The following is a 15,894-nucleotide window of genomic DNA, read 5'->3' as shown; positions in this document are numbered from 1 at the left end:
CCCTCCGCGTCACGCATTACCCCGTCACCACGACGCCACCGTCAACCACCATGGCCTGTCCGGTCATCATGCGGCTGGACTGAGAGGCCAGGAAAAGCGTGGCTTCCACGATGTCCTGCGGTTTCAGATGCTCCTTGAGGCACTGCCGGTCCATATGGGCGGCCAGCGCCTCGGGCTCGGCCCAAAGCTCGAGCTGCTTGTCGGTCAGCACCCAGCCCGGCGCCAGCGCGTTCACGCGGATGGCGTCGGGGCCATATTCCCGGGCCAGGCTGCGGGTCATGCCGTTGATGCCGGAATTTGCCGTGGTGTAGAGCGGATAGCCCGCGTTGCCCATCATGTAGCTGACCGAGCTGAAGTTGACGATGGACCCGCCGCCCATGGCCTTCATGCCCGGCAGGACCGCCTGGCAGGCAAAGAAATAGGCCTTGAGGTTGATCGCCATCATCCAGTCCCAGAAGGCTTCGTCGACCTCGTCGGCGGTGTGGCGCTGATCGTTGGCGGCGTTGTTGATCAGGGCGCGGATCGGGCCGTTCGCCGTGGCCGCCTTTTCCATCGCGGCCTTGAGCGCGGGGATGTCGGTGATGTCACACTGCACGAACAGCGGGCGGTTGCCGGTATCCCGTTCCATCCGGTCGACGAATTCACTGGCGTCCGAACGGCCCACAAAAGAGACCTTCGCCCCTTGCCGCAGGAAACCCTCGGTCAGGGCCGCGCCAATGCCGGACCCGCCGCCGGTGATGAAGACGGAGGCGCCGTCGAGGTCGTGAAAGGTGGCGGTGTTCATCAGTGGCTCTCTCTTGTCACGGGGCGGGTGTCCTTGCCCACGAGGAAGTCCAGGTCCGCGCCCCGGTCGGCCTGCAGCACGTGGTCGATGTAGAGTTTCGCATAGCCGCGGGTGTAATCGGGCAGGTCGGGCTGCCAGTTCGCGCGGCGGGTCTCGAGTTCTGCCTCCTCGACAAGCAGGTCGAGCCGCCCGGTGCCGGCCGAGACCCGGATGCGGTCGCCCGTCTGCACCAGCGCCAGGGTGCCGCCGGCCTGCGCCTCGGGCGAGACATGCAGGATGACGGTGCCATAGGCGGTGCCGGACATGCGCGCGTCGGAAATGCGGATCATGTCGCGCACCCCCTGCTGCACCAGCTTTTTCGGGATCGGCATGTTGCCCACCTCGGGCATGCCCGGATAACCTTTCGGCCCGCAGCCCTTGAGCACGAGGATCGTCTCCGGCGTCACCGGCAGGTCGTCGCGGTCGATATTGGCCTTCATGTCCTCGATGTTTTCAAACACGAACGCCTCGCCCTCGTGTTCCAGCAGGGCATCCGTGGCTGCCGAGGGTTTCACGATGGCCCCCTCGGGCGCGAGGTTGCCGCGCAGAACCCGCAGACCGGCGGCGGGTTTGACCGGGGCCTCGTAGGGCCGGATGACGTCGGTGTTGTAGCACTCGGCCCCCTGCGCATAGGCGCCGATATCGCCCCCCAGCACGGTTTTCGCGCGCTTCAGGTGCCCCTGTTCGGCCAGCGCGCGCAGCACCACCGGCACCCCGCCGGCATAGCAGAAATCCTCCATCAGGTATTGCCCCGAGGGCATGCAGTTCACCAGCAGGGGGATCTCGCTGCCCTGTTCGAAATCCTCAAGCGTCAGGTCCACGCCGACGCGCCCGGCCAGCGCCAGCAGGTGCACCACTGCGTTGGTGGACCCGCCCACGGCGGCATTGGCCAGCACCGCGTTGAGGAACGCGTCCTTGGTCAGCACGTCCGAGGGCCTGATATCCTCGTCCACCATTTCCACGATGCGCTTGCCGGTCAGATGCGCCAGCGCCATGCGCCGCGCGTCCACCGCCGGCAGCGCGGCATTGGTGGGCAGCGACAGGCCCATGGCCTCGACCAGCGACGCCATGGTGCTTGCCGTGCCCATGGTCATGCAGACCCCCTTGGAGCGCGACATGCCGCTTTCGGCGGCCATGAAATCCTGCAGGGTCATCTCGCCCGCGCGCACCGCTTCCGAAAATTTCCAGACATCCGTGCCGGACCCGATGTCCTTGCCCTTCCATTTGCCATTCAGCATCGGCCCCGAGGAGACGACGATCGAGGGCAGATCGACGCTTGCCGCGCCCATCAACTGCCCCGGCGTTGTCTTGTCACAGCCGCCCAGCAGAACCACCCCGTCGATGCCATAGGCGCGAATCGATTCCTCGACGTCCATGGCCAGCAGGTTGCGGAACAACATCGCCGTAGGCTTCATCTGGGTCTCGCCCAGCGACATGACGGGGAATTCCACCGGGAAACCGCCGGCCTCCCAGACGCCGCGTTTGACGCCCTCGGCCAGCTCGCGCAGGCCGCTGTTGCAGGGGGTCAGTTCCGACCAGGTGTTGCAAATACCGATGATGGGCCGCCCGTCGAAGGCATGGTCCGGGAACCCTTGGTTCTTCATCCAGGATCGGTGAATGAACCCGTCGCGGTCGAGCTTGCCATACCAGGCGGCGCTGCGTCTTGTCTTGGTCATGGGTCCTTGTCCGTTCTGGCCCTCAGGCCGCTTTCTTCACTTGCGCCCAGGCGGGCAACCCGGCGTGATGGGCCGCCAGCAGATCATCGACCAACGCCCTGATCTGGCGCAGGTCCAGTTCGGCGGCGGTGTGCGGGTCCATCATGGCGGCGTGGTAGATGTGTTCCGGCGCCTCGTCCACAAGCGCGCGGACGGTCAATTCCTGCACGTTGATCTGGGTCCGCATCAGGGCGACCAGTTGCGGCGGAATGTCCGACACCACGGAGGGCTGCACGCCGTTGGCGTCCACGAGGCAGGGCGTTTCCACCGCCGCGCCCGGGGGCAGTTGCGGGATCTGGCCGCGGTTGGGCAGGTTGCCATAGGCGGTGAAAGGCTGATCCGTGACCACCGCATTTATCATCTCGGCCGCGAATTCGTGGCTTTTGGGAACCGCCATGCTGGCCTGTTGGGCCAGGTCGGCCGCTTGCGCCTTCCACTCGGCCACCTGTTCGACGCAGCGCTTTGGGTATTCGTCCAGCGGAATGCCGAAATGCTCGATCAGATCCTCGCGGCCGGCCTTGATGAACCACGGCACGTATTCGGCAAAGTGCTCGCTGCTTTCGGTGCAGAAATACCCCAACTGGTCCATTACCTCGTAGCGGACCGTATTGGGGCAGCGCGGCATCAAGAGCGGCGCCTTGGGCAGCCGTCCGGCGCGGTACCCCTCGCGCAGACGGGGATAGAGTGAGACACCCTGTGCATCCTCCAGCCGGAGGAAGAAGGCGACATGGTTCACCCCGCCGACGCGGTAGCGGATATCGCCCTCGGCCATTCCCAGATCGTGGGCCAGTTCCTGCACGGTATTCTGCACCGAATGACACAGCCCCACCTGCCGGATATGCGGGTAGGCTTCGGCCAACGCCCAGGTGTTGATCGCCATGGGATTGACGTATTGCATCAGCAGCGCGTCGGGGCAGACCGCAGTCATGTCCTCGGCCACGCGCCAGAGGTGCGGCACGGTGCGCAGCCCCCGCATGATGCCGCCAACGCCCAGCGTATCGGCAATGGTCTGGCGCAGACCGTAGGCCTTGGGCACCTCGAAATCGGTGATCGTCGCAGGATCGTAGCCGCCGATCTGGAAAGCGGTCACGACGAAGTCGGCCCCCGCCAGTGCGCGGCGCTGATCGGTATGGGTGGTCACGGTCGCGCCGCTGCCCATGGTGGCGATCATGCGGCGCGCCAGGTGTTCGGACTCGGCAAGGCGGGCCTCGTCGATATCCATGAGCACAATCTCGGCGTCACGCAGCGCTTCGAAGTGCAGCATGTCGCCGACGATGTTGCGCATGAAGATCGTTGACCCTGCGCCGATGAAGGTGAGTTTGGTCATTTGACGGCTCCGAGTGTGAGGCCTGCGATGAAGTGGCGCTGCATCAGGAAGAACATCAGCACCGGCGGCAGGGCCGCGACGAGGCTGCCCGCGCTCATCAGGTGATACTGCGCCACGAACTGGCTGTTGAAACTGGTGATCCCGGCGGTGACGGGCTGCGCATCCGGTCCCTGGGTCAGGACCACGGCCCAGAAGTAGTCGTTCCAGATGAAGGTAAAGACAAGGACCGACAGCGCGGCAATGGCGGGCTTCATCAGCGGCAGCACGATATACCAGAAGATGCGCCATTCCTTCACGCCCTCGACCCGCGCCGCCTCGATCAACTCATAGGGCAGCGCGCGGATGAAGTTGCGCATGAAGAGCGTGCAGAACCCGGTCTGGAAGGCGATGTGGAACAGCACCAGCCCCATCTTGGTATCGTAGAGCCCAACATCCACCGTCAGGTCGCGCACCGGCACCATGAGGATCTGGAAGGGTACGAAGTTGCCCGCGATGAACATGAAGAAGATCAGCAAGTTGCCCCGGAACCGGTAGATGCCCAGCGCGAAACCGGTCATGCACGACAGCGCCACCGCGCCGATCACCGTAGGCACGGTGATCAGCACCGAGTTCCACAGGTAGCGCGGCATGTCGCTCTCGAAAAAGACCATGCCGTAGTTGGTGAACAACTCGAAGGACGAGGGCACCCCCCAGTAATTGCCGTTGGAAAAGTCCACCCCCGGCCGGACCGAGAACAGCGCCACCGCGATCAGCGGCAGCAGCCAGAGGATCAGCGCCAGGGGCACCAGAGATTGATAGGTGATCTGCGCCGCGCGCGACCGTTTTTCGATGGGTGTCGGAAACATGTCTTGCCCTTTCCCCTTCAGTGTCGCGCGGCGCGTTCGTCACGCCACATCGTCCAAAGGAAGTAGCTGATGAAGACCAGCATGATCAGGAACAGGATCACCGCGATGGCCGAGCCATAGCCCATGCGGAACCCGTATTCCGACAGCGCCTTCTCGAACATGTAGAACGACAGCACGCGGGTGGAGCCGAAGGGCCCGCCATTGGTCATGACCGAGATCAGGTCGAAGGACCGCAGCGCGCCGATGATCGTTACGACGAAGGCGATGAAGGTCGCGGGCCGAAGCTGCGGCAGGATCACGTGCCAGAGCATCCGCACACCCTTGGCCCCGTCCAGCCGCGCGGCCTCGATCTGTTCGGGGTCCACGGCATTCAGCCCGGTCAGGTACAGGATCATGCAATAGGCCGTCTGCGGCCACAGCCCGGCGGCGATGATGCCATAGGTCGCAAGGTCGGGATTGCCGAGGATGTTCACTTCGCTCCCGAACCAGCCCAGAACCACGTTCATCAAGCCGACGTTGGGCAGGTAGAACCAGGAAAAGACCAGTCCGACAACGACCTGGCTGATGACGAAGGGGAAGAAGAATAGCGACTTGTAGATCCGGATACCGGCGATGGTCTGATTGAGGAACAGCGCGATGAACAGCCCGCCGGGAATTGCCAGCAGGTAGAGCACGAGCCATTTGACGTTGTTCCACAACGAAACCTCGAAATTCCGGTCCGCCATCAACTCGCGGTAATTTTGCATGCCGACGAATTCGCCCTGTTCGGACAGGCTGCCAAGACCGTTCCACTCGAAGGTCGAGATGTAGAAACTCTGCAAGATCGGCGAGATCACATAGACCGCGAAGAATGCCACGCCGGGCAGCAGGAACATCAGCGGCGTGATGATCATCCGGTGGCGCTGCAGCCAGGTCTGGGTCGGCGGATCGGTGGGCAAGGTCATGGCGTCTCCTCTGGGCACGGCAACTTGGCCGCGGGCAACACATGCGAAAACCCTCTGGCGGGCTTGCGGATGGGATGCGGGTGGCGCGGGGCCCCTGTCGCGGGGCCCCGGCCGGTATCGGATCAGTCGTAGATGCGCTGACGGGCGCTTTCCATACGCACCAGGATGTCATCCAGGTTGTCAGGGAAAACCATGAACTCCTGCAGGCCTTCCATGCCGATCGAAGCCATCTCGGCCGGGAAATCCCGGTCGAAGAACTGGGTGATCCCGCCTGTGGCGTTCTCCGACAGCATGGTGAAGCCCTGCTGGAGGAACTTGTCATCCGCAACCGAGGACTGGGCGTTGACTGGCAGCTGCCCCAGCGCGTCGGGGCCGTTGATGCGGGTCTGGACGTCCGGGGATGTCACGAATTTCAGGAATTCGCGGGCAGCCTCGACGTTTTGCGCGCCCGAGGCGACGTGGAAGGTGTCGGTCGGCGCGTCCTCAGCCAAATCGACATCGGGATTGATCGCGGGAAACTGGTAGAAATCGAGTTGATCGTCACCCAGCCCGGCATCGCGCAGCTGCGGCACCGCAAAGTTGCCCATCAGGTAGGCCGCGGCCTCGCCGCCCACCATGAAGGGCAGCGCCTCCTGCCAGCTGTAGGTCTGGTGGTCGTCGATGAAGGCGCCCATGTCGATCAGGGTCCGCCAGTTCTCGAAGGTCTGACGAACGCCTTCGTCCTCGGTCCAGGACAACTCGCCGCGGGCCAGTGCCATGTGATGGTCGAAGCCGTTGGTGCGCATGTTCAGGTAGTCGAACCAGCCGCCGGCGGTCCAGAGGAACTTGGTGCCGATGGTGTAGCACTTGCGCCCGGACTCGAGGACCGCCTCGCAGTTGGCGATTTCCTGTTCAAAGGTCTCGGGTTCCTCAAGCCCCAGTTCGTCGAAGATATCCGCGCGGTAATACATGCCCCACTGGTAGTAAGTGTAGGGCACGCCCCATTGCTTGTCGTCCATGGTCATCGCGCCCTTGACGGACTCGAGCCCTTCGAAGTCGCCGGCATCCCACCAGTCGGTGATGTCCATGAACAGGCCGGACTCCACGTAGGGCCCCATCCGGTTGGCGGCATACCAGTTCACCACGTCCGGCGGATTGGCCGACAGCGCGTTGCGGATCTGGCTCTTCCAGGCTTCGCGGTCGACGATATCCAGCTCGACCGTCAGGTCCGGGTGCATCTCGTCGAAATCGGCCGCCAAGCCCTCCATGACCTCGCGCGGGGCGGGGTTCGACATGTCCGAGATGATGCGAAGGGTGCCTTCGAGATCGGCATGCGCCTCGGCGAAGACGGGGCCGGAAAGGCCGGTGGTCATCGTCAGCGCAACGGCTGCCGAAGTGATTTTCTTGAGCATTGGTGTCCTCCCATAATGCAGCGCCGGAATATTCCAAATAATGGAACTCAATTCCAACTATTGAAACTATGCGGGATTCGGGTTAGGAAAGTCAACAGCCGGATCGGGACGACCGGGCAAGGGAGGACAGGGGCGCAGATGAACCGGCAGACGACGAATGGCGGCCATGCGGATGGCACGGTCGGCAAGGCGCTTGACGTGATGGATCGCGTCGCCGCAAAGGGCCGCCCCGCCCGCTTTGCCGAGCTTCTGGCCGAATCCGATCACCCGAAGGCGACACTCTACCGGCTGCTTCAGACGCTCACCAGCCAGGGAATGCTGGTCTATGACGAGACCCGGCAGACCTATGCCCCGGGTCTGCGCCTGGTCCGTCTTGCCCATGCGGCCTGGCAGCAAAGCTCGCTCGCGCCCATTGCACGGCCCTACGTGGATGCCCTTTCCGAACAGGTGGGCGAGACCATCCATCTCGCGCAGATGGACGAGGGCCAGGTGCTCTACGTGGACAAGCGCAACGCGCGCCGCCCGGTCGAGATGTTTTCCGAGGCGGGCAAGATCGGCCCCGGCTACTGCACCGGGGTGGGCAAGGCCATGCTGGCCTTTCTGCCGCCCGACGAGCGCGAGAAGGCGGTGAACATGCAGTCCTTCTTTGCCCACACGGCCCGGACCCTGACAATGCCGGAGGCCCTGACGCAGGACCTCGCCGCGATCCGCGCCGCGGGCGTCTCGTTCGACCGCGAGGAGCACGAGCAGGGCATCATCTGCATCGCCGCTCCGATCCTGTCGTCGGCGGGCCGCGTCATGGGGGCCCTGTCGATCACCGCCTCGACCCAACGCAACACGCTGGACGGGCTGGCACAGCTGCGCCCGGCCCTGACCGAAACCGCCCAGAAGATCGCCGGGGCTGCCGAGAACTGGCAGTTTCCGGACTGACCGCCCAAGGAGGAGACCCCGATGACTGGCGTAACCCTGACACAGGCCGTCAAGAAATACGGCCCCACGCAAGTGATCCATGACATCGACCTGACCGTTGAGGACGGCGAATTCTGCGTCTTTGTCGGCCCCTCGGGCTGCGGCAAGTCCACCCTTCTGCGGATGATCGCGGGGTTGGAGGAAACAACCTCGGGCAAGATCCACATTGGCCCGCGCGACGTCACGCGCGTGGACGCCGCCGACCGCGGCGTGGCCATGGTCTTTCAGACCTACGCGCTCTATCCGCATATGTCGGTCGAGGAAAACATGGGCTTTGGCCTTCGCATGACCGGCCACCCCAAGGCCGAAATCCGCGAGAAGGTGGCCGAGGCGAGCCGCATCCTGAAACTGGACGATTATCTCGACCGCAAGCCCAAGGCCCTGTCCGGCGGCCAGCGCCAGCGCGTCGCCATCGGCCGCGCCATCGTGCGCGGCCCCGAGGTGTTCCTGTTCGACGAACCGCTGTCCAACCTCGACGCCGAGTTGCGCGTGGACATGCGCGTCGAGATTGCCCGGCTGCACAAGGACATCGGCGCCACGATGATCTACGTCACGCACGACCAGGTCGAGGCCATGACGCTGGCCGACAAGATCGTCGTGCTGCGCGCGGGACGCGTGGAGCAGGTCGGCAGCCCGATGCAGCTTTACGAGGACCCGGACAACAAGTTCGTCGCCGGCTTCATCGGCTCGCCGTCGATGAATTTCATCGAAGGGGTGGTCGAGGGCGACGGCCTGCGGGTCCCGTCACTCGGAAACCGCCTGATCGAGGCGCCCGTCGCGCTTCCGGCCGAGGGCAAGCCGGTGCACCTGGGGCTGCGCCCGCAGCACCTGAAGATCACGCCGGGCGAAAGCGAGATCAGGCTGGATATCCGCGAGCGTCTGGGCGGCGTGTCCTACGACTACCTGATCCCGCCGGGCGGCGAGAGGATCATCGTGGAAAGCCGCGACAACGCGCCGATGACAGAGGGCATCACCGTTACGCTGGATTTCGAGACGGCCGACGCGATGTTCTTCGATGGCGAGACGGGCGCGCGTCTGCGCTGACCCTCGCGGCCGTCGGCATTGCAGGGGCCATCCCTGCTCCGGCTTGCAGTCAGCGCATGGCGAGAATGCGCAAACATGCGTGGCGCGCAGGGCGGTCAGAGCCTATAGCTTGACGGGGGAGGAACCCGAGCAAACGCCATACGGAGGTTCCCATGGCCGACATGACCGACACATCCTTTGCCACCCCGCGCCCGCGTCACATGCTGCGCAGCCTCGCCCGCGCCTTCTGGACGGCTGCCGAGGCGCATGGGTCGCGCGCAGGCCGCCGCCGCCAGATCGAGGCGTTGCAGGCCAAGTCCGATGCCGACCTCGCAGAGATGGGCATCGCGCGCGATCGCATCGCGCACCACGTCTTCAAGGATCTCTACTACATCTGACCGGCACGCCGGTCGGACGCGAAAGAGGCCCGCCGCCCGGCGGGCCTTTTCCGTTGCAGGGGCCGGACCTCAGGCCGGGTTGTCCATCCGCACGCAGAAACGGATCTTGCCCTTGACCGGCTCGGGCCAAACGACCCGGAACTGGTGCGTGTTGGCCCCATTGACCGGGTCGATATAGGGCTGGTGGAACACCGGCCGACCGGAGGTGTCGGTGATCGCCTGCACCGGCTCGACGCTTTCGACCGTGCGGGTCCAGCCGCCGAAGGGCAGGAACGACCCCGTGTCCACGATCCAGACGCTGTCGGCAGTCTGCTGGACATGGACGTCGCTGTAGGGGTTCCGGACCTGTTGTGCGATGCCGTTGAAGGCATTGCCGGAGAAGGTGATGTTGCGCATGGTATTGTAGTCCATGCCGGCATAGGTCGTGTCGATATGTTCGACCCGGTCGATGTTGCCGCTGTAGGTGCGAAACACGTTGCCCGTGACCGCCAGCCCCTGGATCGAATGGTTCTGCCCGTAGGGTTTGAAAACGATCCAGCTGAACCAGGGGGCCACGTCGGAACACACGAAAATATTGCCGGTGATGGTCAGCCCGCCGAAGGTGTATTCGTTCTGCGCGTCGGGGTGGGCGTCGTGTTCGTTTGTCACCTCGATGAAGCTGTTGTCGCAGTAGTTCGCCGTGATCGATGAGACGCTGTTGTGCGAGGTCAGCACGATCCCCGCCTGCCGCACGCCCTGTGAGTCGTCGTCGCCCAGGTACCAGTGATTGCCGGTGATCAGGTTGCCGTTGCCGCCCAGAAGACCGAAGTGCCGGAACCGCGCCGCGCGATTGTTGCGGACCGTCGCGTCGTTGTGGTTGATGTTGAAGCACAGCGTCCTGCGCCGGGTCAGCGGCAGCGACTGTTCGTTCGAATTGAAGATGCAGCCGAAGATATCCAGCCCGTTGCAGCCCTTGCCGGGGCTGGTGATGGCGCGGTCCTTCGGCTTGTTGAATTGGCAATTGCGCACCCGCATGGAATGGCCGTCCGGGGCCAGGATCATGCACGACGCGTTGCCGCGGCAGTGAAAGTCGATGTCTTCCAGCTCCAGCGCCGAAAGCCGCTCGAAGCCGGTGAAATCGAGCAGATACTTGAAGCGGGTGAAGGTAAACTCCTGCGTGCCTTCGGCGTCGAACAGAGACGAGGACAGCGTGACCTCTTGGCTGGCCACGTCCACGTCCTTGACGTAGACCTCGCGGCCCACCCCGTTGCCGCTGACCAGCGATCCGACCGGGATCGAGGTGGCATTGGCGACATTGGTGAGCGTCCGCGCGCGGCTGATCGAATAGCTGGCCTGCGCCGTGACAACCTCGGTATCCCAGGCCGCGCCCGGGTCGGGCTGCAACTGGCCGTTTCGGATCACGCTGCGCACCTCGAAGGCGGACTTGTTGACCACCGCGGCAAAGCCATCGATCGGTTCCGACAGGTTGATGCGCCGCCCACCGAGATCCAGCGACTCGTGATCCGAGAAGTTCAGCAGCGCCTGGAACGCTTTTCTGAAGGCCAGTTCCTCGTCGCCGAAGGCATCGGCATAGGTGGAAAAGTCGAAGTTCTTCTGCAGGACCAGCCGGTGCTCGGCCGCCATGGTCACCGTTCCCTCGAAACGGATCTGGTTCTGGATGGTGACGTTGTCGCCCAGGAAATAGGACCCCGCCGAGACCAGCACCTCGCGCCCGGCGGCATTGCTGTCGGCAGCCTCGAAGGCATCGTGGTCATCGGTGACGCCGTCACCCACGGCACCGTAGTCGCGCACGTCGACGACACCCATCATGTCGCGCAGGAAGGCCCGCGTGACATCCTCGACCCGGATGTCATCCACCCGGACCAGCCCGCCGTTGGGTCCGGTCAGGTCCAGGCCGATATGGGCCGAGCCGGCCTTTGACCAGACCATGTCGACCCCGCCGCGCGGGCCGGTACCCAGGATGGCGCTGATCTCGACCACCTCGCCATAATTGGTCAGCGTGGTTTCGGGGCCTTCTTTGGTCACCCCGCTCAGAACCGAACCGTCCGGCCAGAGCGGAAAGCCGGCAATCCGAACCGAAGGCAGCGCGCCCGAGACCGCCCTGACCCTTGCCGTCACCCGCAGGTAGCAGCCCGGCAGGATCGGCGTCTCGCCCATGTAGCGCAGCTTTTGAACCGCGTTGGTCTTGGCGATCTCGATGCAACCGCCGAAGTCCTGGTCGGCGGGAACGAAGACGCCGCTACCCGACCCGGCATATGTGTCCGAGCCGGGCGTGCCGTCCCCGCTGGACCAGACATCCAGCCCGTCCGCGAAGGCCGGTGGCATCAGCACCAGCCCGTCGGTAATCACCTTGTTCATGTTTCCCCTTTCCCGGCCGCGCCGATCGAAACCCTGTGGCTGGGCAAAGGGGTAGGGCAGGGGCGTAAACATGGGTTTGGCCCACCGTGACGGTGTCAGCCCCGGCGACGCAACGGCGGGCCGCTCAGACGCCCACGTCCGGGGCCGGCAGTTCCACCACGCCGTCGATCTGCCAGCCGTTTTCCGTCTGCACCATGCGGTAGTCCATCAGGTAGACCCCGCCGGCCTCGTCCCTGATCCGGATCTTCTGCCAGAGCGCGCCGTCGATTTCGCGCAATTCCAGGAACCGCGTCTCGGCATTGTTCCAGACCATCGGATAGCCACGCCGGACCATCATGCCGAAGGTGCGCGGATTGCCGAACATCCCCTTGATCATCGGACTGGCAAATTCGAAGGCCGCGGCAGGGTCCCCGGCCTGGAAGGCCTGCATCTGGCCCTCGATCACCGATTGAATTTCGGCCTCCTGTGCGGCCGCGGGTGCGGCGACCAGCAGGAAAACGGCAGTCAGCAGGCGTCGCATGGGGAACCCTCCGGTTTGTCCGATCCATGGTAGATACGGACGAACCGGGGATTTGGTTTCACGCGGCCAGGTCGCCGCGCAGGGCGCTTTCGATCAGGGCAACGGTTTCTTCGATCCCGTAGAGGGCGATGAACCCACCGAACCGCGGCCCCTGGCTGGCCCCCAGAAGCACCTCATAGAGCGTGGCGAACCAGGCGCGAAGCGGCTCGAACCCGTGCGTCTTGCCGATGGCGAAAACGATGGACTGCAGGAATTCGTCGTCGTGCCAGTCCACCGTCGGCAGGGGGGTGTCCTTGCCCTCCTGCGCGTTCTTGCGGGCGATGACGTCCAGCGCGCGGGCCTCGTCGCGCAGGCAGGCAATCAGCTCTTCCAATGCGGCGCGTTCGGCCTCATCCGGCAGGCGGAACCGGCGCGTCGGCTTGACGAAGTCGTTGTAATAGCGGATCGCGAAGCCCGCCGCCTGGTCCAGGTCGGGGTTGGCCTCGGGGCTTGCCTCGGGCGCATAGCGCTGGATGAAGCCCCAGAGCTTGTCCTTGTCCTCGGCGCTCGACACGGCGGCCAGGTTCAGCAGCATTGAGAAGGGCACCACCATGGTCGAGACGGGCACCTTGTCGCCGTGAATGTGAAACACCGGGTTGTTGACCCGCTGGGCCGTGTCCTGCGTGGCATAGACCCGCAGCTGCTGGTGGTATTCATCGACCATCTTGGGGATCACGTCGAAATGCATCCGCTTGGCCGTCTTGGGCTTGAGATACATGAAATATGACAGGCTCTCGGTGCTGGCATAGGACAGCCATTCATCCATCGAGATGCCGTTACCCGAGGATTTGGAGATCTTCTGGCCGTTCTCGTCGAGGAACAGCTCGTAGGTGAAATGGTTGGGCTTCTGTCCGCCCAGAACCTCACAGATGCGGTCGTAGATCGCCGTGTTGGTGGCATGTTCCTTGCCGTACATCTCGAAATCCACGCCCAGCGCCGCCCAGCGCGCGCCGAAATCGGGCTTCCATTGCAGCTTCACGTTGCCGCCCGTCACCGGCAGGGTCCATTCGCGGCCCGCCTCGTCGTCGAAGGTGATGGTATGGTCGGCGGCGTTCACCTCTTTCATGGGCACGTAAAGAACGCGCCCGGTTTCCGGATGGATCGGCAAGAAAATGGAATAGGTCTGCTGGCGTTCCTCGCGCAGGGACTTGAGCATCACCTTCATCACGTCGTCATAGCGTTCGACCGCACGGCGCAGCACCGCGTCGAACCGGCCGGATTGGTAGAAGTCCCGCGCCGAGTAGAACTCGTATTCGAAGCCGAAGGTATCGAGGAACCGCCGCAGCATGGCATTGTTGTGGTCCCCGAAACTGTCATGGGTGCCAAAGGGATCGGGTACCGCGGTCAGCGGCATGTGCAGATGCTCGGCCATCATGTCCTGTTGCGGCACATTGCCGGGCACCTTGCGCATCCCGTCCAGATCGTCGGAAAAGCAGATCAGGCGGGTGGGGATATCCGATATCGCCTCGAAGGCACGGCGCACCATGGTGGTGCGCAGCACCTCGCCGAAGGTGCCGATATGCGGCAGCCCGCTGGGGCCATAGCCCGTCTCGAACACCACCTCGGACTTGCCCGCGGCCTGCACGCGTTTGAGCAGCGCGCGCGCCTCTTCAAAGGGCCAGGCTTTCGCAGTCATCGCGGCGTCGCGCAGATCGGACATGTCTTGGCTTTCCTGTGGGATGGGATCGGCCCGATGTGGCCGACGCGCCATGCGTCCTATTGCAGTGCCGCGAAAGCGTCAATAAAGCGGGGCCATCGCACAGAGGAGATCGCCCCATGGCCCCCGCCCCCCTGACCGCCCAGGACGCCCTTGTTGCTATCATGGTTGCGGTGTCGGCCAGTGACGAGGATATCCGCACCGCCGAATTGGTCAAGATCACCAGCACCGTCAATCATCTGCCTGTCTTCGGGGACTACGACGCCGACAAGATCAGCAAGGTCTCGGCGGTGGTCTTTGACCTGTTCAGCCAGGAGGACGGCCTCGATGCCCTGTTTGGCCTGGTCCGCGATGCCCTGCCGGAGCATCTTTACGAGACGGCCTATGCCTTGGCCTGCGACGTGGCCGCCGCCGATGGCGACATCCCGCAGTCCGAATTGCGCTTGCTCGAGGAAATCCGCTATGAATTCAACCTCGACCGGCTGCACGCCGCCGCGATCGAGCGCGGCGCGCGGGCGCGGCACTTGACGCTCTAACCCGCTTATGTCAGCCCCCAGCGTTGCAGGATCTGCTGTTGCAGGGTGCGTGACCGGCGATTCTAGGCGCGCGCGCCCTCGGGCACCTCGTTGCCCGCCGCCTGGCCCGCCGCCCGGAGATCCAGGTTCGCGGTGAAGATGGCAAAGGCCAGGTCGCGCCCGTCAGGCGTGGTGACTATGCCCGCAAGGGTGCTCACGAAATTCAATGTGCCGGTCTTGGCGGCCACCGTGACCGGGTGATCCGGGATGCGCCGGCGCCGGTCGCCCCGCATCGGGATGGGCTTGAGCAGCGGGCGCAGGTCGCCCCCGGCGCCGTCGGCCAGGATCACCTGCACCATGTCGGCGGCACTGATCCGGCTGGCATCGGACAGCCCGGAATGGTCCGCCAGCCGTGCGCCGTTTCCATAGGTCCGCCGCAACCAGGTCGACATCGCGGCGGCGGATGTATGCATCCCGACCGGGCGGCCCAGCCGCGCCCGCGTGGCCACCAGCCCGCAGACCTCGGCGGTCAGGTTCGTGGAATATTTCATCATGTCAGCCAGGATCACCCGCAGCGTGGCGCTGTCGTGACGGGCCAGTTCAGTCGCCTTTTGCAGTCTTTCGATCTCGATCGGGCCGGGCAGGCGCAGCCCCTGCGCCCGCGCGAGGGTGCGAAAGACATCCCCCGCATAAAGCGCGGGCCGCCGCACCGGCAGCCAGCGCGCCCCGCCCTCGCCCAGGGCCGCGCGCGCCACGGTCCAGTCGTCCGGGCCTTCGTAGGCATAGACCGGGTGCGACCGGGCCGAGACCCGCACCCGCGACATGCCGACATCCGGGCGATAGCGCGCGGTGCGTGCGTCCAGCGTGATCTCGTAGTCGCGCCCCTTGCGCGCCCATTCGAAATGCACCCGGTTGAAGTTCAGGTTCAACCCGCTGACGGCCGGGTTGTAGCCGAGGTGGTCCATCTGGCCTGGCTCGATCTCCTCGATATGCGGCAGCGCGCCGCCCCAGCATAGGAACCGCCCGGTGATCCCGGTGATCCCCTGTGCGGCGAGCGCGCCGGCAAGCTCGGCAAGGTGATCGGTGGTCAGGGTCGGATCGCCCCCACCGGCCAGGATCAGGTCGCCCGCGACCAGTCCATCACGGACCGGGCCGGTGGCCAGAACCCGCGTCGTGAAACGGTGATCGCCGCCCAGCACCTCCAGCGCATAGAGCGAGGTCAGGGCCTTGGTGACGCTGGCCGGCGGCAGTGCCGCCTCCGATGCCGCCGAGGCGATCGGCGCGCCGGTCTCCAGGTCGCGGATCTCGACCCCCGCGACGCCGCCCTGCCCAAGGCCTGCGCGGGCGATGACCTCCTCAAGCCCCGGGCG

General features: G+C 64.7%; 14 protein-coding genes. 4 read left to right on the top strand and 10 right to left on the bottom strand.

Annotated features, from left to right (window positions below):
• Positions 1–16 precede the first annotated feature (16 nt).
• The 6 genes from ACH107_RS00070 to ACH107_RS00045 form a co-directional block, all read right to left on the bottom strand.
• Entirely contained in the window at positions 17–784 is a 768-nt protein-coding gene (locus tag ACH107_RS00070) for an SDR family NAD(P)-dependent oxidoreductase (protein ID WP_412504136.1), read from the bottom strand.
• Positions 784–2,499, bottom strand: coding sequence for an IlvD/Edd family dehydratase (locus ACH107_RS00065; RefSeq protein WP_310691761.1), 1,716 nt, complete (start codon positions 2,497–2,499; stop codon positions 784–786). The genes ACH107_RS00070 and ACH107_RS00065 overlap by 1 nt, the downstream gene beginning before the upstream one ends.
• Positions 2,500–2,521: 22 nt before the next feature.
• Positions 2,522–3,865, bottom strand: a complete 1,344-nt coding sequence (locus ACH107_RS00060) for an alpha-glucosidase/alpha-galactosidase (protein ID WP_412504135.1) — start codon at positions 3,863–3,865, stop codon at positions 2,522–2,524.
• Positions 3,862–4,710 carry a carbohydrate ABC transporter permease gene (locus ACH107_RS00055; protein WP_310691763.1) on the bottom strand — a complete coding sequence of 283 codons (849 nt, stop codon included), beginning with the start codon at positions 4,708–4,710 and terminating at the stop codon, positions 3,862–3,864. The genes ACH107_RS00060 and ACH107_RS00055 overlap by 4 nt, the downstream gene beginning before the upstream one ends.
• A 17-nt stretch (positions 4,711–4,727) precedes the next feature.
• The gene (locus ACH107_RS00050; RefSeq protein ID WP_412504134.1) at positions 4,728–5,654 is read right to left on the bottom strand and encodes a carbohydrate ABC transporter permease; all 927 of its coding nucleotides are present in this window, start codon (positions 5,652–5,654) and stop codon (positions 4,728–4,730) included.
• Between the two features lie 122 nt (positions 5,655–5,776).
• Positions 5,777–7,006 carry an ABC transporter substrate-binding protein gene (locus ACH107_RS00045; protein ID WP_412504167.1) on the bottom strand — a complete coding sequence of 410 codons (1,230 nt, stop codon included), beginning with the start codon at positions 7,004–7,006 and terminating at the stop codon, positions 5,777–5,779.
• A 177-nt stretch (positions 7,007–7,183) separates the two neighbouring features.
• Here ACH107_RS00045 and ACH107_RS00040 point away from each other — a divergent pair, with 177 nt between their 5' ends.
• The 3 genes from ACH107_RS00040 (at position 7,184) to ACH107_RS00030 (ending at position 9,435) form a co-directional block, all read left to right on the top strand.
• Positions 7,184–7,975: an IclR family transcriptional regulator gene (locus ACH107_RS00040; RefSeq protein WP_412504133.1), complete on the top strand. Its 792-nt coding sequence runs from the start codon at positions 7,184–7,186 to the stop codon at positions 7,973–7,975.
• A 21-nt stretch (positions 7,976–7,996) separates the two neighbouring features.
• Positions 7,997–9,058: an ABC transporter ATP-binding protein gene (locus ACH107_RS00035; RefSeq protein WP_412504132.1), complete on the top strand. Its 1,062-nt coding sequence runs from the start codon at positions 7,997–7,999 to the stop codon at positions 9,056–9,058.
• A 152-nt stretch (positions 9,059–9,210) separates the two neighbouring features.
• Positions 9,211–9,435, top strand: a complete 225-nt coding sequence (locus ACH107_RS00030; protein ID WP_310691767.1) for a hypothetical protein — start codon at positions 9,211–9,213, stop codon at positions 9,433–9,435.
• 69 nt (positions 9,436–9,504) lie between these two features.
• Here the strand turns inward: ACH107_RS00030 and ACH107_RS00025 are convergent, their stop codons facing one another.
• From ACH107_RS00025 to ACH107_RS00015, 3 genes are all read right to left on the bottom strand, one after another.
• Positions 9,505–11,793 (bottom strand): glycosyl hydrolase family 28-related protein, encoded by a 2,289-nt coding sequence (locus tag ACH107_RS00025; RefSeq protein WP_412504131.1) that lies wholly within the window; start codon positions 11,791–11,793, stop codon positions 9,505–9,507.
• Between the two features lie 124 nt (positions 11,794–11,917).
• On the bottom strand, positions 11,918–12,313 hold the full coding sequence (locus ACH107_RS00020) for a DUF4864 domain-containing protein (RefSeq protein ID WP_412504130.1): 396 nt from the start codon (positions 12,311–12,313) through the stop codon (positions 11,918–11,920).
• Positions 12,314–12,371: 58 nt separating this feature from the next.
• The gene (locus ACH107_RS00015) at positions 12,372–14,012 is read right to left on the bottom strand and encodes a lysine--tRNA ligase (RefSeq protein ID WP_412504129.1); all 1,641 of its coding nucleotides are present in this window, start codon (positions 14,010–14,012) and stop codon (positions 12,372–12,374) included.
• A gap of 116 nt (positions 14,013–14,128) precedes the next feature.
• On the opposite strand from ACH107_RS00015, the gene ACH107_RS00010 reads away from it, so the two are divergent.
• Entirely contained in the window at positions 14,129–14,545 is a 417-nt protein-coding gene (locus tag ACH107_RS00010; RefSeq protein ID WP_310692183.1) for a tellurite resistance TerB family protein, read from the top strand.
• Between the two features lie 62 nt (positions 14,546–14,607).
• Here the strand turns inward: ACH107_RS00010 and dacB are convergent.
• A partial coding sequence (gene dacB, locus ACH107_RS00005) for a D-alanyl-D-alanine carboxypeptidase/D-alanyl-D-alanine-endopeptidase (protein ID WP_412504128.1) occupies positions 14,608–15,894 on the bottom strand: 1,287 nt, incomplete at its 5' end.

This window comes from Roseovarius halophilus (ex Wu et al. 2025), assembly GCF_047086965.1.
Note: the sequence above shows the minus strand (reverse complement) of the source record. Positions and strands in the feature narration are given on the sequence as shown.